The organism is Verrucomicrobiota bacterium JB022 (genome assembly GCA_030673845.1).
Lineage (GTDB): Bacteria > Verrucomicrobiota > Verrucomicrobiia > Opitutales > Oceanipulchritudinaceae > WOUP01.
Window position 1 is genome coordinate 1 of record JAUTCQ010000021.1, and the last position, 21,482, is coordinate 21,482.

Sequence of the window (21,482 nt, forward strand, 5' to 3'; positions counted from 1 at the left end):
CACCCTGCTGAAAAAGTCCTTTTCCGGGGCAGCGGCATAGATAAGCTGTGGGTATGCGCGGTAAGGTGTCGAGACAGTTGGATGCGGTGGCGTTGATCAACCTGGAGTCGTTGATTCCGGCGAAGCATCCGATCCGCCGGATCAAGCAGCTGGTGGACGCGGTTTTGGTGGAGCTGGAGGATGAGTTCGAGCAGATGTATGCGGAGCTGGGGCGCCCGTCGATTCCGCCAGAGCGGCTGTTGAAGGCGAAGGTGTTGTGCGCGCTTTACAGCGTGCGTAGTGACCGCCAGTTCTGCGAACGGCTGCGCTACGACCTGCTTTTCCAGTGGTTTCTGGACCTCAACCCGAGCGAGGGTAGTTTCAACGCGTCGACCTTCTCGAAGAATGCGGATCGACTGCTGCGCCACCATGCCTCGGAGCTGTTTTTGCTGGAAGTGGTGGAGCTGGCGCGCTCGCACGACTGGATCAGCGACGAGCATTTCAGCGTGGACGGCACGTTGATCGAGGCGTGGGCGAGCATGAAGAGCTTCCGCCCGAAGGATGAAAAGGACGATGAAGGACGCGGCCCCGGCGGCTTTGCGGACTTCAAGGGGCAAAAGCGCTCGAACCAGACCCACGGATCGAAGACTGACCCGGAGGCGAAGCTGCTCAAGAAGAGCGCCGGCAGCGCCGCCCAGCTCTGCTTTGGCGCGCATGCGGTGATGGAAAACCGTCACGGGCTCTGCGTGCTCTTCGACGTGCGTTCGGCGGTCGGCAAAGGCTGCACGGAGCATGAAGTCGCGCTGGAGCAACTCGACGAGCTGACGATGCGCGGCTTTGAGCCTCGCACCGTCGGCGCGGACCGCGGCTACCATAACCAGCAGTTTGTGCGCGCGTGCCGCGAGCGCGAGATCGCCCCGCACGTGGCGCAGGTCAAGGGCCGCAGGACCCCGGGGCTCGACGGGCGCACCACCCGCCACCCCGGCTATCGTGTCAGCCAACGCATCCGAAAGCGCATCGAAAACCTCTTCGGTTGGATCAAAACCACCGGTGCCTTCCGCAAAACCCGCTACCGCGGCGTCGAACGCACGCACTTCCAGGCCCAACTCGTCGCCGCCGCCTGCAACCTCGTGCGCATGGCCAAACTCCTCGCCGACTCCACCAGCGATCCGCCCAGATCCACGCTGGCGGCAGGCTAACGCCGCCGCCCTCGCCCCGCGCTACCCAAATTACAAGAAAAAGCCCGAAAACCGGGCCAGAGACGCTCCAGCTGTTTCATCGCACGTTACTTGTTACTGCCTCAACCTCTGATCAAAGCGCTTTTTCAGCAGGGTGTTAAAAGCCGAAATGGTGCAAGCTGTATTTAAGAATAGGACCAGAAGACAGGGTTCAACCACCAAGCCTTATTACCCAATCCCATTGGAACCTGAAAACATCGCCTGCGGCATGTAAAAACATCCTTTGGTTCAGCAAAACACGTGAACGGTTAACATGAAGAATTCAGCATCGAAGCCATCTCCATGTGAGGCTATCCACGCGAGCCTCGGGCTCTTTAATCACGGTTTTTTCGGATTCCTTACGGCTGCTCCACTACATCAGTCGGATTCCACTAGGTAATAGCATCGCGCGGTCTGTTTTTGCATACATATTGTATCATCCGATTGCATACAAATCCCCATAACAATCGTCCTTATACCTCATAATCAACAGATTAAACTACAGCAAGCGACAGGCTACCCCTCCAGTCAAACATCACCCAGGAAGGTTCAAAAATTAGCCCCATCTAAGATATGAAAAGCACTCAAGACGTGTAATGCATCACTACAGGTCACCATCTTCCCATGCCAAAAATACAACCATCCATGCTTTAAAGCATTGCTTTTAGGTCCAATATCCATAGCTGATAAGCACGTTACAGACTGACGCTACTCCCCATGCATTGATCGAGCCAAGAATCCCCAAAATTGTCTCCATCAAAATCTGACCCAGTCAGACCACCTACTACCCTAACTATGTCTACATCAAAAAACACCCGCTGGCGCGGTCGTGTATGGCCACTGCTTGGCCAAACGATCCGCCCGTCTCTCGCCCTGTTCACGACCCTCGCCCCCTGCATCGTCTGGGCGCAACCTGCCACGACTACCGTTACCGGACGGGTTCAAGATGTGGCCACCCGCGAATACCTGAACCGAGCCCGCGTGCAGGTAGAAGGGACCAACATCAGCACGCTCACCAACAATTACGGTGAATTCCGCCTCAGCGGTGTGCCGTCGGGCAACGTAAATCTGGTGGTCAGCTCCACGGGCTTTTACCCGGAAACGGTCGCCGTCGACTCTTCCAGCCCCGAACGCCTCAATGTCAGTTTGCGCAGCATGGCTGCCACCCGGGCAGAAGAGGACGAGGTCTTTGAGCTGGAAGCCTACGAAGTACGAGGCGAAAGCGACGCCATCGCCGCCGCTTTGAATGTACAGCGTTACTCTGATACCGCGCGCACGGTGGTCGACTCCGGCGCCTTCGGCAATGTAACCGAAGGCAATATCGGTGAGTTCGTGAAATTCCTGCCCGGCATCAGTATCGACTACGTTGCGGCCGACGCTCGCACCATCGAAGTCCGCGGCCTCGGGGCCAACCTGACGCAGGTTACCGTCGACGGTAACCAGATGGCCAGCGCCTCTTCCAGCAGCTCCAACCGCCAATTTGAGCTGGAGCAAGTGTCGCTCAACAACGTAGAGCGCATCGAGGTCATCAAGGTGCCAACAGCCGAGATGCCTGCCAATACGATCGGCGGTCGAGTCAACCTCGTTTCCAAGAGCGCTTTCGAGCGTGAAGGGCGCGAAGTCAAATACAGCGTCTACCTCAGCGCCAACAGCGAAGAATTCACGCTCAAAAAGACGCCTGGCTGGGGCAACGAGGATCATTACAAGATCTGGCCCGGCCTCGATTTCCACTATTCCGACGTCTATATGGACGGGAATCTCGGCCTGATCTTCGCTTACAAGAACAACAACCAATTCAATATTCAGCAGCGCTCCAATATCCGCTGGGAGTATCCCGAATTCCGCAAGGGCGTGGCAGACCCGATCCCAGTTGTGCGCCGCTACACAGTTCAGGATGGCCCCAAATTCACCAACCGGCAATCGGGCAGTGTGAAGGGCGACTATCGCGTGAACGACAATACGGTTCTGTCGGCCAGCCTGCAGTATAACTACTACAGCTCCGAGTTTCGCAACACCAACATCACCTGGGACACCAACATCGACGAGCGGGCAGACATTACTTCAGGCACTTTGCCCACCGCCACCAGCGTAACTTCTAAGCTGGGCGGAGGCGATATCGACTACGGCGGCTCTTGGCGCGACAAGTACGGCGATACCGTCCATACCGACTTCGAGCTCAAGCACTTCGGCGACCAGTTCGAGTACAAGGTCGGCGGCTTCTACTCGCATGCAACCAACCACTACGATTCGGCCGCCTCGGGCTACGTCGAATCTGCCACGTTGAGCTACGACGTCCCCGGCTACATCACCTTGAGCGGCTATGGTGACACCAATGGGCACTACGACGCCAAGCCTCAGATCAGCGTCACCGACGCCAACGGCAATGAGCTGCCGAACCTGGGAGCAGGCAGCCTCGACAACTACTTCCTGGACGAAGTAACAGCTTTCCGCGACTTCGACAGCACGGATACCTTCATGGGCGGCAAGGCCGATGGCACGTATTTCCTCAAGGTTGGTGACGATCGATTGGCGCTGAAAAGCGGCCTGCATTGGCAGCGCCAAAACCGGGATGTTTTCGCTCCACGGACGCGCTTGCTCTATCGGAACAATACCACAGCGATTGGCGGCCAGTTTCTCAACGAAGTCTACTCGCCGGAAAGCCCGGGCTATGGCCTGCCAGCAATGGCTTGGCCTGATTTTGAGAAGATCTACGACTTCTACCTGGCCAACCGCGGAGACTTCATCGAAACCCGCGGCTCCACCGATCGATCCGGGGCCAATGCCCAAGAAACGGCCAATGGTGATTTCGAGGTCGAGGAATCCATCACCGCCGCCTATGCGATGGCCGAATATAATACGTGGCAGGAGCGCCTCACTTTGGTCGCAGGCGTTCGCTATGAATACACGGATCTTAAGGGAGACGGTCTCGCTTACGATCCAGACCGAGACACCTACGACCCGTATAAATCCGATAATTCCTACGACAACTTTTATCCCAGTGTAGCCGCCAAACTGGATGTGACAGACAATCTGGTGCTGCGTCTGGCCTATGCCCAGACCATTGGGCGCCCCAACTTCTCTGAGATCATACCGTCAACTGACGTGGATCTGGAAGAAGAGACGCTCGACCTGACTAACCCTGAGCTTGAGCCCCAGTTCGCGGATAACTTCGACCTGTCCCTCGAATACTATACGCCTTTTGGGGGCGCGCTTACGCTCGGGCTATTTCACAAGAAGATCGATCAGTACATTGGAACAGCTCCTGTCGATTCGACGCTTGAAAATCTCGAAAGGTTGGGCCTCTCCGATGCATATGAAGGTTTCACCATCAGTCAAAAGGTGAATCGGGGCGATGCCAAGATCGACGGGATCGAGCTGGGCGCTCAGCTTCCGCTTTCGGGTTTGGCCGACTTGCCTGGCTGGGCTCAAGGTTTCACCGTCTTCGCCAACGGCACGTTCCTCAAAACGAAGGGCAACTTTGGCTCGGACCGCGAATACGATGACCTGGAGGGCTTCATCAAGCGGACTTATAACTTCGGCGTGACCTACGAGATGCACCCTGTCACGGTGCGGGTGAAATATAACCACCGTGGGAAGGAACTCCTGAACCGGATCTCGGAAATCAACGACGACGGCACCGGCTACAACCTGTTCCAGTACTACGACCCATTTGAGCACGTTGACGTAGACCTTGAATACGCCGCCTCGCGTCACGCCACGATCTTCTTCAGCGCGCGCAATATCTTCGGCGACCCGCAAGACCGGGTAAACGAGCTGGAAGATTATGGCCTGAAGATGCTGGAACGCCGCGAGGAGTTCGGGGTGCAGATGACGCTGGGCATCAAGGGCACCTTCTAAGCCTTCCATCATTACCGAGCGGCATTCTCCCATCGAATGCCGCTCTTTTGTCCGGCTCCTTGAGGGCATGCTTTCAAGGAGCGCCCGCCGTCGCTGCCGCGCCCAAACGACAAGGATTCAGCGAAAAAGGACGTATGAATGTATCTGCACGCATGGATACGATCGACAAGGAAGTCTCGGATTCCCCTTGACGCTCGCAGAAGAGGCTCGTTTTAACCAGATACACCCCCTCTTGAGCGCAATCCGCTCGAGGGTCTGCCTGTTCGACCTCGATTTACAGAGCATTTACCAAGGTATACATGAGCTATAAGCTGTTTATCCCCGGTCCTATCGAAGTATCGGCCAAAACCTACCAGGCCATGACGACCCCGGTCGTCGGGCACCGCAGCGCCGACTTCGTCGCCCTCTACCAAGCCGTGCAGCCCAGCTTGCAGAAGCTGTTCTACACCCAGGATCCGGTTTACCTCTCCACCAGCAGTGCCTGGGGCGTCATGGAAGGCTCCCTGCGCAACCTGTGCCGCAAGAAGGTGCTGAACTGCTGCAGTGGCGCATTTTCCGACAAGTGGTTTGACGTAGCCCAGCGCTGCGGCAAGCAAGCCAAGGCCTTGCAATACGAATGGGGCACGCCGCTCGACCCGGAAGATATCCGCAAGGAGCTTTCGACCGGCGAATACGACGTCATCACCATCATTCACAACGAGACCTCGACCGGCACCATGAACCCGCTGAAGGAGATCATGGAAGTCCTTCGCGAGTTCCCGGAAGTGATGAGCGTGGTCGACACCGTCAGCTCGTTCTCCGTGCTTCCGATCCTCAAGGACGAATGGGGCATCGACGTGATGCTGACCGGCTCGCAAAAGGCCCTCGCCCTGCCCCCCGGCCTCGCCCTTCTCAGCGTGAGCGAGCGTGCGCTGAAGCGTTGCCAGGAGCTGCCCGACCGTGGCTACTACTTCGACTTCGAAGAATTCCACAAGAACCACGAGAAGGGCATGACGCCCTCCACTCCGGTGATCCCGCTGATCTACGCCCTGCGCAGCAAGCTGGAAGACATCGAAGCTGAAGGCGTCGAGAACCGCTACGCCCGCCACGAAAAGCTCAACCAGATGGTCCGCGCCTGGGTGGAGCGCCACGGCCTGTCCCTCTTGCCGCCCGCAGAGTTTGGCTCCAAGAGCCTCAACTGCGTGAAGAACGACAAGGGCTGGGACCTTTCGCAGCTCAACAAGCTGCTCAAGCAAAAGCACAATTGCGTGATCGACGGCGGCTACGGCAAGCTGAAGGGCAAGACCTTCCGCATCTCCAACATGGGCGATGAAACGGAAGCCACGATCCAGAAGCTGCTGCAAGACCTCGATTCCGTCGTGGCTCAGCTCGGGTAATTCCCACTCATAGAATCTATAGTTTGTCCTTCCATAGCGAAGCGCGTCCGCCACGGGACGCGCTTCATCCTTGTTTTATCATGAAGAAATTGGTCATAGCCGAGAAGCCAAGTGTCGCACAAGACATCGCCCGCGCATTGGGTGGATGCAAGAAGGTAGACGATCACTTTGAAGGAGATGAATACGTGATCGCCGCTGCCGCCGGGCACTTGGTGGAGCTCTTCATGCCCGAAGACATCGACAAGAAGCGCTATGGCTTCTGGCGCCTCAGCGAGCTGCCCATCATCCCGGGCGACTTCCAGCTCAAGCCCATCGAGGAGAAGCGCAGCAAGGATCGCCTCAAGTATCTGGAGAAGCTGATCAAGCGCAAGGACGTCACCGAGATCTACAACGCGTGTGACGCCGGGCGCGAGGGGGAGCTGATCTTCACCTACATCTATCAGGTCTCGAACTGCAAGAAGCCATTCCGCCGCGTCTGGATGCAGTCCATGACCAAGGACTCCATCCGTGAGGCCTTCAACCACCTCCGCAGCGCCGAGCAGATGCAGGGCCTGCAGGATGCCGCCCGCAGCCGCTCCGAAGCCGACTGGCTGATCGGCATCAACGGCACCCGCGCCATCACCAAGCGCATGTTTGGCCGCGCCCGTCAGGTCGCAACCGTCGGCCGCGTGCAGACCCCCACCCTTTCCATCGTGCTCCAGCGCGAGCTCGAGATCCGCGCCTTCAAACCGCGCACCTACTGGCGCATCCTCGGCCAGTTCAACGTGACCGAGGGCGATTACCAGGGCTACTTCCAGAAGGCCGAAACCGTGCGCAAGGACGATACGCACGACAAGGCCGACCGTCTCTGGAAAAAGGAAGAAGCCGAAGCCGTCGTGGCCGACCTCGCCAAGGCCGCCTGGGCCACCGCCGAAGACACCCGCAAGCGCACCCGCCAAAGCGCGCCCCGTCTGTTCGACCTCACGGCCCTGCAGCGCGAAGCCAACGGACGCTTCGGTTATTCGGCGAACCACACGCTCCAGATCGCCCAGGCGCTCTACGAAAAGCACAAGGTGCTGACCTACCCGCGCACCAGCTCGCGCGCACTGCCGGAAGACTACATTCCCACGGTCAAGCAAACCCTCGGCAGCCTGACAGAAATCTACGGCGATATCGCCGAGCGCGTGCTGAAGAACAACTGGGTGAAGCCCAACAAGAAGATCTTCAACAACGCACAGGTCACAGACCACTTTGCCATCATCCCGACCGGTCAAAAGCCCGGGAAGCTGCGCGACGACGAGCAAAAGATCTTCGACTTCGTGGCCCGCCGCTTCATGGCCATTTTCTATCCGCCGGCCGAGTTCGACGAAACCGAGCGCACGACGACCATTGCCGGTCACAACTTCCGGACCAACGGCAAGGTGCTCGTGGTGCCGGGTTACCTTGAAGTCTATGGCAAGGCCCAGCTCGATCGCTCGCTGCCCGCGCTGACCGACCCCGACAAAAACCCGTCGTGGCTGGCCGAGCGCCTGCAAAAGACGGGAGGCGCCGCCCCCAAGGACCAGAAGGCCTACCTCGCCCGCCCCGATGGTTTCGACCAGGAGGAAGACGAGACCAAGCCGCCGGCCCGCTTCACCGAAGCCACGCTGCTTGCCGCCATGGAAGGCGCAGGCAAGCTGGTCGACGACGAAGAGTTGGCCGAAGCGATGAAGGAGAAAGGTCTTGGCACCCCGGCCACGCGCGCCTCGATCATCGAGCACTTGCTGCGCGAAAAATACCTCGAGCGCGAAGGCAAGAACCTCCTTCCCACCGTCAAGGCCGAGAACCTCTTCGACTTCCTCGGCGCCATCAAGGCCGATGCGCTGACCCAACCCAGCCTGACCGGCGAGTGGGAGTTCAAGCTGCTCGAAATGGAAAAGGGCCAGCTGAGCCGCGGCGAGTTCATGCAGGGCATCGTCAGCCTGACCGAGGCCATTGTGAACCGCACGCGCGACTTTGAGGAAGAGGACGCCGGCACCAAGGAGACCAAGATCGTCTCCCCGACCGACCAGAAAACCATGGTCGAGACCCTCCGCTTTTACAAAAGCCAGGACGACGTGCTGCAAGTCCCCAAGACCATCGGCAACCGCAAGATGACCGAGGAAGAAGTGCAGACCCTCGTCAACGAGCGCGTGGTCGGGCCGCTGGACGGCTTCCGCTCGAAGGCCGGCAAGCCCTACTCGGCCATGCTGCGCCTCGACGCGATGAACAAGGTGACGTTCGACTTTGGCAATGGGCCCAATCAGGACGGCGAAGACGGCGAGAGCCTCAACCTCGAAGAACTCAACGTGGTCGGCATCTTCCAGAAAACGGGCGCCAAGGTTTACGAGACGCCGAACGCCTACGCCTGCGAAAACAGCATCGCCGGTGAGGAGAAGAACGCCTTCCGCATGAGCCGCACCCTACTGGGCAAGGCCATCCCACCGGAGGAAATCGCCAAGCTGCTCAAGGATGGCAAGACGGGCCTCATCCAGGGCCTGCGCTCGAACCGCACCAAGCGCCTCTTCGACGCCTTTCTCGTGCTCAAGGACGGTGGCGGTATCGGCTTCGAATTCCCGCCCCGCCCGCCGAAGAAAACCGCCGCGAAAAAAGCTGCCAAGAAGGCCTCCCGCAACGCCTCCGAACAAGAAGGCCAATAGCGCCCACCCATGGAAGACACGGGCTCGCCGTTTCCGCCCCGCCTGCACTTCGTGCACCTGCCGAAGTGCGCGGGCACAGCCCTCTATCAGGCCCTGCTTGAGGCTTGGCAAGTCGCCCCGGCAGAGGTGCCGCCCTATTTCCCGATGGAGCAGCACCTCTATAGCGTCTACCACCGGCGGCACCCCAATTCCTACGCCGAGGCCGAGGCGGGCATGCTGGAGAGCCTGGAAACGCTACTCGGGCTCTACTATGAGGCAGGCTATCGCGTCATCGGAGCGCATCACCCGTTTTCGCCTAACCTCTTCGCGCAATTTCGCCAGGAGGTAGTGTCGACCACGGTGCTGCGGGAGCCGCTCGCCCGCATCCGCAGCCATGTGCTCTACAATATCTTCCTCAACCGCAGCGCGGATCCCGAAACGAAGCGGGCCAAGGACGTCCCCTTCGACGCACTCGCCGAGCTGCAGCGCTATCTCGACAGCGACCGCCTGCCGCACATCGCCGACACCTACGCCAAGAAGCTGGGCGGAGTCAGCCCCGAGGGCAGCGTTGATTTGAACTTGCGCCGCGCAACCGAACGGGCCTTTGCCGCCATCGACCTGATCGACGTCGTGGGCCTGCTGGAGCACATGCCCGCGTATTTACAGGCATTGGAGGAACGAACCGGACGGAAGATCCAGATTCGCTCAGCCAACACCACCGCCGAATTTGCCGACGATCGCGAACAATACCGCGCCGCCAAGGCCTATCTCGAGCGTCCGGAGATCGACGCCCTGCTCCGCCCCTACATCCAGCAAGACGAAGTCATCTACGCCTACGCACGCTGGCGCTTGGGCCATGCGGAAACGCCTCCTGTCGAAGCCCTCGAACGCTTGGAGCCCTACCGCGCCTTCTTCGGCTCTTTGCTGCCGATTGAAGACAGCCGCGTCCCATCGTGGGCCGGCGAAATGGTGCTGGCGACCTTCCCTTGGGTCTTTCACCGCGAGCTGGGCTGGTTGAAGCTGATCGGCCAAGCAAGCGCCGAAGAGTTTTGGGTTGAGCGGCACGAGTTGGGCGAACTCTGCTTGCGAACCGACACCTATCCGCGCCTCTACCGCAAAGGCACCAACAGTTGGCTGCTTGCTTCGCCGCCGGGTAGTGGAAACGCCGCTATCTGGGATTTTGCCCGCGAGGCCTGGATTTCGTAAGTTGTCCTTGCCCTACGCTGTTTGTTCTCGCAGAAAAAGTGGAGCGAAAGCCTTGCCAGCATTAAATCCGCTGCTAATACTCGGCTCGATTTCCATTAGAAACACTCAACATTAGCTAAATACCGATGCCCATCGCCACTCCCAAACAATTTGCCGCGATGTTGGATGCCGCCCAGCAGGGTGGCTACGCCTACCCGGCGATCAACTGCACCTCGATCGTGACGCTGAACGCTGCGATGAAGGCCTTCGCGGACACGAAGTCTGACGGCATCATCCAGTTCTCCACCGGCGCCGGTTCATTCGCCAGCGGCGTGAACCACAAGAACGAAGCCTTTGGTGTGATCGTGCTCGCCGAAGCCGCCCACCGCCTGGCCGAGCAATACAACGTGCTCATCGGTCTGAATACCGACCACTGCCCGCCCAACAAGGTCGACAGCTTCATGAAGCCGCTGATCGAAGCCACGGCCAAGCGTCGCGCCAAGGGTGAAAACAACCTCTTCAACAACCACATGCTCGACGCTTCCAACCTGCCGTTGGAAGAAAATATGGCCCTCTCCAAGGAGCTGATGAAGCTCTGCGCGGCCAACGAGATCGTGCTCGAAGTCGAAGCCGGTGTGGTCGGTGGTGAAGAAGACGGCGCCGCTGGCAGCCACGACACCCCGCAAGACAAGCTTTACACCACGACCGAAGACATGCTGGCCGTTTACGAAGCGCTGAACCCGCTCGGCCGCTTCACCTTCGCCGCCACCTTCGGTAACGTGCACGGCCACTACAAGCCCGGCGCCGTGAAGCTGCGCCCCGACATCCTCAAGCAAGGTCAGGATGCCGTGATGGCCAAGTATGGCAAGGGTGCCGAAATGGACCTCGTGTTCCACGGCGGCTCCGGCTCCCTCCTCTCCGAAATCCGCGAGACCCTCGGCTACGGCGTGGTGAAGATGAACATCGACACCGACGCGCAATACGCCTTCACCCGCCCCGTGGTCGACCACATCTTCAAGAACTACGACGGTGTGATGAAGATCGACGGCGAAGTGGGCAACAAGAAGGCCTACGACCCCCGCGGCTACCTCAAGAAGGCCGAAGAAGGCATGGCCGCCCGCATTGCGGAAGGCTGCTCTGACCTCCTCTCCGTCGGCAAGACCCTGTTCGGCCAAGTGTAAGACCGAGACAGCTACGTCTTTTACTGGAAGCCCGGTGCCAAAAGCTCCGGGCTTTCTTGTGGATGCATCTTTCGGCGTTTTCGGCTTTCGCTCCGCCGAGGGCTGCGGCAGACTGCTCTCGATGGCCTTCAATCGAGACCGGAAGTATCCCGCCTACATTTTCGACTGCGACGGCACTCTCGCCGACTCCATGCCGCTGCACCTGCTCGCATGGAATCATGCGCTGGAGCACGTGAACGCCCCCCTCCGCCTGGAGCGCGACTCGTTCATGACGGTAGCCGGCATGGCGCTACAACAGACGATCGACCACTGGAACGAACTCCACGACACCCAGATCGACGGCGAAGTGGTCATCCGGGTGAAAAATGACTACGTGCAAAAGCATCTGGCCAAGATTCGTGGTTTTGACGACGCCATCGGCTGGGCCAAGGAGCTGCACGAGCGAGGCGAAAAGCTGGCCGTGGCCTCTGGCGGCACCCGCGAAGACATCGAATTCACGCTCAAGCATCTTGGCATCCGCCAATATTTCGAAGCCGTGGTGACCGCTGACGACGTCAAGCTCGCCAAGCCCGAGCCAGACCTCTTCCTCGAAGCCGCCCGCCAACTCGGCGTGCCGCCCGAAGGCTGCCTCGTCTTTGAAGACAGCCTGCTCGGCAAGCGCGCAGCCGACGCCTGCGGTATGGATTGCGTCATGGTCGACACCTGGCGCGGCTTCGATCAGACGGGCGAGTTCGCCGAGTAAGGGGTCCGCATTCTTGCGGAAGTTAACAGGAGGCTTGCGGGCCTCCTCTATCGCCAAGCCCTTGGCTATTTTAGCCGGTCCTGCCAATAGCCAGGCCGCCGGCGAGCATGCGCCACCGCGACAATCAAGACCTCTTCCGGTCGAATCTGGTAGACGAGGGCAAAAGGAAATACGTTGAGGCGGCAGCGTCTAAATCTGCTGAAACACTGAGGCCAGGACTCTGGAAAACAGAGTATACGCCCGATTGCGTTTTCCAGCTCAGCATAAAAGCGCAGTCCCAACTCTGACTCAATCGAGGCGTAATACTGAGCTGCTTCGACTAGTTCCTCGCGAGCTGGAGGCAAGAACCGATACTTCATCTTCGAAGCTTCGCTCTAAGCTCCCGCATCACGGAGTCACCATCAAGGGCCTCAACTTCTCCACGCTCGAACGAAGCCAGCCGGTGCTCGCATTCAGCCTCCCAGGCCGACTCAAGATCGGCGGTTTCAGTATTTAAACTGGCGAGGAGCCGATCGGCGAGATGCACACGATCGGCTGCCGAAAGCTCCAAGGCTTGCTGCTCGATGACCTTCAGATCGGTTGCCACAAGAAGAGTGATAAAGATTTTCCGTTCAAAGGCAACATCGACTGCCTTACGGCAGCCAGGGATACTTCTTGAAGTCGGGCTTGCGCTTTTCGACGTAGGCGCGGTGGCCTTCTTCGCCCTGCTCGGTCAGGTAGTAGAGCAGCGTGGCGTTTCCGGCCAGCTCCTGCAGGCCTGCCTGCCCGTCGACATCGGCGTTGAAAGCGCTCTTGAGGCAACGGATGGCGAGCGGGCTGTGTTGCAGGATCTCCTGCGCCCATTTGATGCCTTCCGCCTCCAGCTGGTCGACGGGCACCACCGTGTTGACGAGGCCCATTTCCTTGGCCTCCTGCGCGTTATATTGACGGCAGAGATACCAGATCTCGCGGGCCTTCTTCTGCCCTACGATGCGGGCGAGGTAGCTACTGCCAAAGCCGCCGTCGAAGCTGCCCACCTTGGGGCCTGTCTGGCCAAATACGGCGTTGTCGGCCGCGATCGTCAGGTCGCAGACCACGTGCAGCACGTGCCCGCCACCAATAGCATAGCCTGCCACCAGCGCGATCACAACCTTGGGCATGGTACGGATGAGGCGCTGCAGCTCCAGCACGTTGAGACGCGGGACACCGTCCTTGCCGATGTAGCCGCCCTTTTGCTCGCCGCGGATCTTCTGGTCGCCACCCGAGCAGAAGGCGTATTTGCCGTCGGTCTGCGGATTCGCGCCCTGCAGCAAGACCACACCGACTGATGTGTCGTCGCGCGCATCGGTAAAGGCCGCGATCATTTCGGCCACCGTGTCGGGGGTAAAGGCGTTGCGGCGGTGCGGGCGATTGATTGTCACCCGGGCGATGCCGTCGGCCTTCTCGTAGATAATGTCTTCAAACTCACGGACTTTTTGCCACTGCATGGTGAAAGACGATTACGAATTGGGCTCGTTTGGCAACTCGAAGTCGGCGAAGAGCTTCTGGCGATAGGCGGCGTCGCGTTTGCGGTCGGTGCAGAGTTCCAACAGACGCACCCCCTGCTTGGGCAGCGTCTCCAGGCGCTTGCGCAACGTCTCCAGATCATCGATGCGCTCGTGGCTCACCCCGTAGGCGGTGGCCAGCGCGCCGAGGTTGGCCACTTGGGGCGTGCCCCAAAGCTCCTCGAAATGGTCGGTCTGCTTGGCGATGGCAAGGTGCTCGAAGATCCCCCCGCCCTGATTGTTGATGCAGACGATCGTCAGGCCGCTGCGGAAATACTTGGACGCCCCCAGCAGGAAGCCATTCGTATCGTGCAGCAGCGCCAGATCGCCGGTGTAGAGGATCGTGGGCTGCTCCAGCCCAGCGGCGACGCCCAGGGCGGTCGAAAGCGTGCCGTCGATGCCGTTCGCTCCACGATTGAAGAAGATACGCCGCTGGCGATCCCCTGCCGGCCAGAACCACTCGAAGTCGCGGACTGGCGTCGAGCTGGCCACATAGAGCGCCGTTCCATCGGGGACGGCCTCGGCCACCGCGCGGGCCACCGTGCCCTCAAAGAGCCAACCCAGCCCGCGCAGATTATCCCGCAGGTAAGCGCGCGCCTGCTTGTCGGCCCGCATCCAGCGCACCGTAAAGCCCATATCCATCCGCAGGTTCCGGGGCAGATCCCGGGCAAAGGTCTCGATCGTGCAGCGACAGTGCTGCGAACGGGCGTGGGCCGCGTCGGCATTGACCGCACCGTCGTCGACGACGACCGTCGGGAGCTGGTGGAGTTGCAACCACTGCCGGAGCGCCTTGCTCGTGGGCAAATCGCCCAGTTGCAGCACCTGCTGCGGCACAAAGTTGCGGCCTTCGGCATGGCGCAGGATCAAGTCGTAACCCGCGATGACGTTTGGGATCGTCTCAATATGATGGCGCGCCGGGTTGAGGGTGTCGGAAAGCACCGGCCAGTTCGTCTTTTCCGCGATCTGCTTCAGCGCCTGGAGATAGGCCGGCAAGTCCACGGGCTGAGCGGGGCCGGCAATAATGATGCCGCTGCCGTTCAGCTCCGGAATTTCCGCCTGCACATGGACGCGGGCAGGCGGCTCCACATGCTTCAGCAGGGCGTCGCGGCGCTCGTTGAAATTGGTCGGCACCGGCTCCAGCGGCTCGCGAAAAGGCACGTTGATGTGCACCGGACCTGCTACCGGATAGCGGCTACGTTCCACCGCATGGACGAGCAGGTTACGCCAATAGCGCAGGCTGGCGTCGCCACCCTCGGGGTCGCGCGCTTCGCCATACCAGCGCACATAGTCGCCAAATAGCTTCACTTGGTCGATCGTCTGCCCGGCGCGGCAAAAGCGCAGCTCCGCTGGTCGATCAGCCGTCAAAATCACCAGGGGCACCCGGCTCTCGCTGGCTTCGATCACCGCCGGCAGGTAATGCGCCGCCGCCGTGCCCGAGGTGCAGACCAGCCCGACCGGCTCTCCGCGGGCACGGGCGAGGCCCAGGGCATAAAAGGCGGCCGAGCGTTCATCGAGCACCGGCGTGACGATCAAGCCACCCTGCTCGGCAAACGCATGGGTCAGAGGCGTCGAGCGAGAGCCCGGCGAAGCCACTACGTGTGTCACTCCGAGGCGGGCCAAGGCAGCGGCGGCGAGCTGCCCCCACACCGTGTTCACCACACGCGGGTCGGTCCCCGGAAGCGAAGGAGGCTTCGCGGGCACCGGGGTTGGCGGCGGGATCGGCTCGGCGGCCTTCCGCTCTTCCACCGTCAATTCAAGTTGGTCGGATTGCCGGACGGGCTGGGGAGTTACGTCTGCCACGGGTGAAAATGAGCTTACGCGGTAGGCTCCTTAATTTCCAGCCCAGATTGCGGCCCTTCGAGGATTGCCTCCAACAGGGCCTGCATCTTGACCTCCGTTTCGCGGCGCTCCTTGTCTGGCTCGCTACCGGCGACGATGCCAGCCCCGGCAAACAGGCGCGCGTGCGTATCCTTGACCAGGGCGCTGCGCAGACCGACCACAAACTCGCCATTGCCCGCGTGGTCGAACCATCCCACGATGCCCGTGTAGAGGCCGCGCGGGAAGTGCTCCACATCGTGAATGTGGGCCAATGCGCCCTGGCGCGGCATTCCGCCCACGGCAGGGGTCGGGTGCAGCACGCGCAGCACGTCGAGCAGGTGCAGACTCTCCGGCAAATCGGCGGCAATCGGCGTGCGCAGGTGCTGGACGTTCGCCAGTTGCACCAGCTCCGGCTCGGGCGCGTAGTCGGCCTCGATCCCGAGCGTCTGCAGGCCGTTGACCAGCTCTTCCACCACCACCTCGTGCTCGTGGCGGTCTTTGCTGCTCTCCAGGAGGGCTCGCGCCAGAGCAGCGTCCTGGCGGGCATTGGCGCCGCGCGGCTCGCTGCCAGCCAAGGCCTCCGTCTGCAGCTTACCTTGGCAGATACGCACGAGGCGTTCGGGAGTCGCCCCAATCAGGCTGTGCCCGCTGTCGTTCTCAAACGAAAAGCTGAAGCAGGTCGGGAAGCGATTGCGCAGGCTGTTGAGCGTCTCCAGCGGTTGCAGCGGACGGGCAAAATGGAGGTCGAGCGCACGCGCCAGCACAACCTTGTCGAGCGTCCCCGCCTGGATTTCGTCCACCGCGTCCGCCACCAGAGACTCATAGCCCGTTTCGGGGCCCACCTCTGACCGGCGCACCAGCTCGTTCGGGCGAGAGACGGGCGCCTGCTCGTAATTGAAGGTCATGAACTTCTGGTAGGCCGCCCAGATCTTCTCCGTCAACGCATCAATATCCGCATCGGGGTCGACCCGGCAGTTCGCGACCGCTGTGTAGGTGTTGCCACGGCGCCCCACCTGCCAGCGAGGCACGAAGAGCGTGGCGGGCTCAAAGTCGCCGTCGAAGCCATCGGGCTCGTAAGGCTCGGGATCGCCCTGCCCCGTCTTGCGCTCCTCCGGGCCCGGGAGGTTACCGTTGCCTGCGGTCGGCGGAGGCGGATTCTGCGGGGTCTGCCGCTCAGGGAAAAAGGTGAAGCCACCGAAAAAGTGCGGCCCGGCAAAGGGCGAGGCCACATCACCGACCGCCACAGTATGCTCCAGCACATCCTCAGCAAAGGCCTTGGCCTGCGCAAAGCGATCCGTGCCGCTCCAGGTGCCCAGCACCACCGCCTCGGCCCCGGCCAGTGCTTCGTTGCGCTGCGGGTGCTCCAGGTAAAAGTGCAGCTCACCGGGCTCGTAAATACTCTCCAGCACCGCCAACGGGTCGAGGTGGCGGCAGGTGCGGGAGATGCTGACGAGCTTGAAGTGCTGGTCCGACTCGGCGGCGTCGCGACAGGCTTCGAGGAACTGACGCAGCTTGTCCTTGTCGGGATCGAGGTGGGCTTCGGTGGGGATCACTTCCATGACTTACCCCACTGTGAGGCCATCCGCCCTCGACCGCAAGTAGCTGGGGATCAATGTGTGTGCGGGTGCTCGTGGCCGTGCCCATGCTCTTCCGGCATGCCTTCGGCGAAGAACTGGCCTAGAGCGTCGATCAGGTAGACCGACATGAGCGCCATCTCTTGGCCACTCTGCAGGTTGCGCACCTTCACCTGGCGTTGCTTGACCTCGTCTTCGCCATAGATCAGGGCAAAGCGTGCTCCGCTTTGAGCCGCCGACTTGAACTGTTTGCCAAAGCCCACGTCCTTGAGCGGGTATTCCACGCTGTAGCCGACGGAACGCAGGCGGTGGGCGTCGTGCAGGGCCTGCTTGCGCTCCAACTCGCCATTACCCACGACAAGGAAGAGGTCGGGCGCGGTGATGTAGTCCGGCAAAAGGCCCTTGGATTCAAGCAGGTCGGTAATGGTGACGTCGCCCATGCCAAAGCCGACCGCCGGTAGATCGGTATAGCCGAGCTTCTTTACCAGGTGATCGTAGCGACCGCCCCCACAGAGGGCGCGTCCGGTCAACTCACCCTCGGCACCCTTTTCAAAAACTTCGAAGACAAAGCCGGTGTAGTAGGCCAAGCCGCGCACGATCCCGAGGTCGACCCGCAGCACGTCGCCAACTTCCAGCGATTCTAGCCAGCTCAGCAGGTTCTTCCACTCGGCCAGGCGGGCGGCCACCGTGTCGGCCAATTCCCCTTCGAGAGCCAGCCCGCCGAAAAACGCTTGCAGGTCTTCCAGCGAGCGGCAGGCGATCAACTGGCGCGCACGAGCGAGGAAAGCAGCCGCTTCGCCCCCGAAGAAGGCCGTCAGCTTTTCGACCGCCTCCTTTTCTTCCATGCGCTCCATCTTGTCCACCACACCCAGCACGCCCATGGCATCGTCACCCGTCTTGCCTTGGCTGGCGAGGAAGTGCAGCCACAGGTTGCGGTCGCTCAAGCGCACGACGAAATCGTTGGGGCCGAGGCCGAAGACGGCGAGGCAGCCCACTGCGGTCGCGATCACCTCGGCGTCGGCTCCTGCGCCGGGCTCGCCAAAGATGTCGCAATTCAGCTGGTAGTGCGAGCGCAGGCGACCCTTCTGCTGCTTCTCATAACGGAAATTCTCCGCGATGTTGAACCACTTGATCGGGCGCTTCAGCGAGTTGGCCTGGCTGCCCACCATGCGGGCCAGGGAGGGGGTCAACTCCGGGCGCAAGGCCACTTCGCGCCCACCTTTGTCGGTAAAGTTGAAGAGCTGGCCCACGATCTCCTCGCCGCTCTTTTGCGTAAACAGCTCCAGCGGCTCCAGCGTCGGGATGTCGTACTGCTGGTAGTTGAAGCTGCGCGCCGTCTGCGTCCACAAGCGGAAGATGTGGTTGCGCTTGGCGCAGCGGTCGGGGAAGAAATCGCGAAAACCGGGTAGAGGCTGGAACATGACGGAAAAGGTGCCAATCGAACGGCTGCGCCCGCACAAGGCAAGCCAAAGCCGGTCGAAGGTTGGGATTATGAAAAAAGCCCTGGCGACTGCCAGGGCTGTAAAGGGAGCGGAAAGAGCGACTGAGCCCCTACTCTTCGGTCGTGATCTGACCTAGGTCGAGATCCTTGAGCTCGGCCTTGAGTTCTTTGCCGGCCTTGAACTTGATCACCGCCCGTTTGGGGATAATCACGTCTTTTTCCGGCTTGTTGGGGTTGCGTCCGATTCGAGATTTGCGAACTTGTACCTCGAAGACACCGAAATTGCGCAGCTCGACGTTCCGCCCCTCAGCAAGAGCATCTGCGATTGTGTCCAGTGTGAACTGAACGATTTCACGAACCTCCTTTTGCGGATAGCCCGTCTTATCGTAGATGCTCAGGACGATATCACGTTTGGTGAGGTTAGCAGCCATAGAAGATTCTGTTAGAGGGGTTGCAAGCCAATTTGAAGTCACTAGTTATCTGACACTTGGGAATGTGTCAAGCCAACCACCGGCTTTTTCCAAAAAATGAGTAAAGACGACAACAAGAACCCGCTGGAAGAATTGCAGGAGAAACTGCAAGAAGCCATCCGTAGCGGACAAGTCAATTTAAACAGCCCATTTGGTCCAGGATCTTCCTCCGGAGCCACCGCTGGAAGCACCTCTGGAGGAGCTCCAACGGAGCCTGACGACGATTCGGTGCTGCAGGCCATTCAGGCCTTCAACCGCAAGCCTCGCGAGATTCGAGACTACCTCGACCGCTTCGTGGTCAAGCAGCAGGAGGCCAAGCGTGTGCTATCGGTCGCCATCTGCGATCACTACAACCACGTACGCCAATGCCTGGAAAACCCGGAGCTGTTGGAGCGCGATTATCACAAGCAAAACATCCTCCTGCTCGGGCCCACCGGCGTCGGCAAGACCTACCTGATGCGGACGGCGGCAAAACTGATCGGCGTGCCTTTCGTCAAGGCCGACGCGACCAAGTTTTCCGAGACGGGCTACGTGGGCAGCGATGTAGAAGACCTCGTGCGCGATCTCTACCGCGCCGCCGGTCGCAACGCCGAACTCGCCCAATACGGCATCATCTACATCGACGAGATCGACAAGATTGCCAGCTCCAGCAACATGCAGGGCGGCAAGGACGTCTCGGGCCGCGGTGTGCAGATCAACCTCCTGAAGCTGATGGAAGACGCCGAGGTGCCCCTGACCAGCGCGACCGACATGATGGGCCAGATGCAGGCCATGATGGAGGCGCAGCGTGGCAAGAGCCGCAAGCGCACGATCAGCACCCGCCACATCCTCTTTATCGTCTCCGGTGCGTTCGATCGCCTGAGCGAGAGCGTAAAAAAGCGCCTGGAGGATACGCCCATCGGCTTTGGGCGCCCGGTCGAAGAGCCGGACCACGACGACGCCAGCTACCTGCACCGCGTCGAGACCAAGGACTTGATCAAATACGGCTACGAACCGGAGTTCGTCGGCCGCCTGCCGGTGCGTGTCGCCTGCAACCCGCTGGGCAAAGATGATCTCGTGCAGATCATGACCACCAGCGAAGGCAACATCCTGGAGCAGTATCGGCAGGATTTCAAAGGCTATGGGATCGACTTCAAGATCACCAAGGAAGCCCTCGACGCCATTGCCGAACGCGGCCACCACGAGGGAACCGGCGCGCGCGGCCTGATGACCGTGTTCGAAAAGATCTTCCGCGAATTCAAGTTCGAGCTGCCCAGCACCGGCATTCAGTCCTTCGAAGTCACCCGCGAGACGGTCGAAAGCCCGCATGAGGCGCTCAAGGCCCTCCTGCGCGACAACGCCCACCTCCAGCGCAGCGTGCTTTGCCGTGAGTTGAAGGCCTTCGCCGAAGACTTTGCCGAAGTCAACGGGCTCGAAATCTCGTTTGCCAACGAGGCCACCGATGTGCTGGTGGATGCTGCCGTCGATCAGGACAAGACGATCCGTGCGATCTGCGAAGACCGCTTCCGCGACTTTGTCCATGGTCTCAAAATCATCGCCCGCAACACCCGGCAGCAGACCTTCGTCATCACCGGCGAAATGGCGCGCAATCCTGACAAGGAACTGTCGCGCCTCGTGGTGGAGAGCTTCCGCCACCGGGAGCAGCCGGAAGAGCAAAAGCCGGCCGAATAGCCCCTTACGGGACCATCTCACCCTCAACCCGGACGTTCCGGATGTTGAGGGTGCGTTCGATCTCCTGCTCGATGTAGAGCGCCTGTTGAGGGCCATCAAGGTTCTTCAGCAGATCCACATCGTCACCCGAACGCAAGCGGGCCTTGACGTGGTAGCTCCGACTCGTGCCGTTCTTGGTCCGTCGGATCTTTTCCTCGCAATACACCTGCTCGATGTCGCGCGGCTCGTATTCCTGATCTCTGCCCATCATAAACTTGAGCGGCGCAGTGCGAATTGTGACTCGACTCGGCTGGAAAGTGATCACTGTCCGGTTCACGAACTTGCAGAGCGTGAAATAAGTCAGGAACACACCGACCGCGAGGTGGATGACGCCAAAAGCGGCCATCGTCCACTGGCCCTGCGTGATGGCGATACCGTACCACACCGCCATGAACCCATCCCAGAACAGCGTAAACATCAGCAGAAACCAGGCGCTGGCCCCCTTCCAGGCGTAAACGAGCGAAAGGCCATCGAAGCCTTCCTGCCAGCTAAATTGCTTGGGCATCTCGACCGGTTTACGCTCGATCACCGCCTGGCCGCCCACCTGGGTACGGAAGTCGAACACGGCATTGCATTCGTGGCACTTGGCCAGACCGCTGGTCAGATCCACATTTTCGGCCTTGGTCGGCGCGGCACAGCGAGGGCAGACAACATCCATGACGCGCCGCAGCTTAAGGATTGTCGCGCGCAAGGCAACCACAGGAACCGCCAATCGGCGTCACCGATCTGTAAAAACCCGCAGCGCCCTGCTCAACCGCTCATACGAAATACT

At 60.4% G+C, this 21,482-nt stretch carries 15 protein-coding genes; 8 read left to right on the forward strand and 7 right to left on the reverse strand.

The genetic code is table 11. The features are described 5' to 3' along the window. The first annotated feature begins 53 nt into the window (after positions 1 to 53). The 7 genes from Q7P63_16385 to Q7P63_16415 all read left to right on the forward strand — a co-directional run bounded on the left by Q7P63_16385 (position 54) and on the right by Q7P63_16415 (position 12,174). Positions 54 to 1,178, forward strand: a complete 1,125-nt coding sequence (locus Q7P63_16385; protein MDP0501672.1) for an IS5 family transposase — start codon at positions 54 to 56, stop codon at positions 1,176 to 1,178. An 813-nt stretch (positions 1,179 to 1,991) separates the two neighbouring features. After that, a complete protein-coding gene (locus tag Q7P63_16390; GenBank protein MDP0501673.1) occupies positions 1,992 to 5,054 on the forward strand; it encodes a TonB-dependent receptor in 3,063 nt (1,020 codons plus the stop codon). Between the two features lie 299 nt (positions 5,055 to 5,353). Continuing rightward, positions 5,354 to 6,430, forward strand: a complete 1,077-nt coding sequence (locus Q7P63_16395; protein MDP0501674.1) for an alanine--glyoxylate aminotransferase family protein — start codon at positions 5,354 to 5,356, stop codon at positions 6,428 to 6,430. Between the two features lie 80 nt (positions 6,431 to 6,510). Further along, positions 6,511 to 9,087 carry a DNA topoisomerase 3 gene (locus tag Q7P63_16400; protein ID MDP0501675.1) on the forward strand — a complete coding sequence of 859 codons (2,577 nt, stop codon included), beginning with the start codon at positions 6,511 to 6,513 and terminating at the stop codon, positions 9,085 to 9,087. A 9-nt stretch (positions 9,088 to 9,096) separates the two neighbouring features. Continuing rightward, on the forward strand, positions 9,097 to 10,272 hold the full coding sequence (locus Q7P63_16405; GenBank protein MDP0501676.1) for a hypothetical protein: 1,176 nt from the start codon (positions 9,097 to 9,099) through the stop codon (positions 10,270 to 10,272). Positions 10,273 to 10,397: 125 nt separating this feature from the next. Next, positions 10,398 to 11,432: a class II fructose-bisphosphate aldolase gene (fbaA, locus tag Q7P63_16410; protein MDP0501677.1), complete on the forward strand. Its 1,035-nt coding sequence runs from the start codon at positions 10,398 to 10,400 to the stop codon at positions 11,430 to 11,432. 58 nt (positions 11,433 to 11,490) lie between these two features. Further along, the gene (locus Q7P63_16415; protein ID MDP0501678.1) at positions 11,491 to 12,174 is read left to right on the forward strand and encodes an HAD family phosphatase; all 684 of its coding nucleotides are present in this window, start codon (positions 11,491 to 11,493) and stop codon (positions 12,172 to 12,174) included. A gap of 355 nt (positions 12,175 to 12,529) precedes the next feature. Here the strand turns inward: Q7P63_16415 and Q7P63_16420 are convergent, their stop codons facing one another. From Q7P63_16420 to Q7P63_16445, 6 genes are all read right to left on the reverse strand, one after another. Further along, the gene (locus tag Q7P63_16420; protein ID MDP0501679.1) at positions 12,530 to 12,760 is read right to left on the reverse strand and encodes an addiction module protein; all 231 of its coding nucleotides are present in this window, start codon (positions 12,758 to 12,760) and stop codon (positions 12,530 to 12,532) included. A gap of 46 nt (positions 12,761 to 12,806) precedes the next feature. Beyond that, the gene (menB, locus tag Q7P63_16425; protein ID MDP0501680.1) at positions 12,807 to 13,640 is read right to left on the reverse strand and encodes a 1,4-dihydroxy-2-naphthoyl-CoA synthase; all 834 of its coding nucleotides are present in this window, start codon (positions 13,638 to 13,640) and stop codon (positions 12,807 to 12,809) included. Between the two features lie 12 nt (positions 13,641 to 13,652). After that, complete coding sequence (menD, locus tag Q7P63_16430; protein ID MDP0501681.1) at positions 13,653 to 15,497, reverse strand: 2-succinyl-5-enolpyruvyl-6-hydroxy-3-cyclohexene-1-carboxylic-acid synthase; 1,845 nt, start codon at positions 15,495 to 15,497, stop codon at positions 13,653 to 13,655. Positions 15,498 to 15,511: 14 nt separating this feature from the next. Then, positions 15,512 to 17,074, reverse strand: a complete 1,563-nt coding sequence (locus Q7P63_16435; protein ID MDP0501682.1) for an isochorismate synthase — start codon at positions 17,072 to 17,074, stop codon at positions 15,512 to 15,514. Between the two features lie 50 nt (positions 17,075 to 17,124). Further along, positions 17,125 to 18,510 carry a histidine--tRNA ligase gene (hisS, locus tag Q7P63_16440; GenBank protein MDP0501683.1) on the reverse strand — a complete coding sequence of 462 codons (1,386 nt, stop codon included), beginning with the start codon at positions 18,508 to 18,510 and terminating at the stop codon, positions 17,125 to 17,127. 130 nt (positions 18,511 to 18,640) lie between these two features. Next, entirely contained in the window at positions 18,641 to 18,961 is a 321-nt protein-coding gene (locus Q7P63_16445) for an HU family DNA-binding protein (GenBank protein ID MDP0501684.1), read from the reverse strand. A gap of 96 nt (positions 18,962 to 19,057) precedes the next feature. Here Q7P63_16445 and Q7P63_16450 point away from each other — a divergent pair, with 96 nt between their 5' ends. Then, positions 19,058 to 20,671, forward strand: a complete 1,614-nt coding sequence (locus Q7P63_16450; protein MDP0501685.1) for an AAA family ATPase — start codon at positions 19,058 to 19,060, stop codon at positions 20,669 to 20,671. Between the two features lie 4 nt (positions 20,672 to 20,675). Here the strand turns inward: Q7P63_16450 and Q7P63_16455 are convergent, their stop codons facing one another. Then, complete coding sequence (locus Q7P63_16455) at positions 20,676 to 21,368, reverse strand: hypothetical protein (protein MDP0501686.1); 693 nt, start codon at positions 21,366 to 21,368, stop codon at positions 20,676 to 20,678. Positions 21,369 to 21,482: the final 114 nt, after the last annotated feature.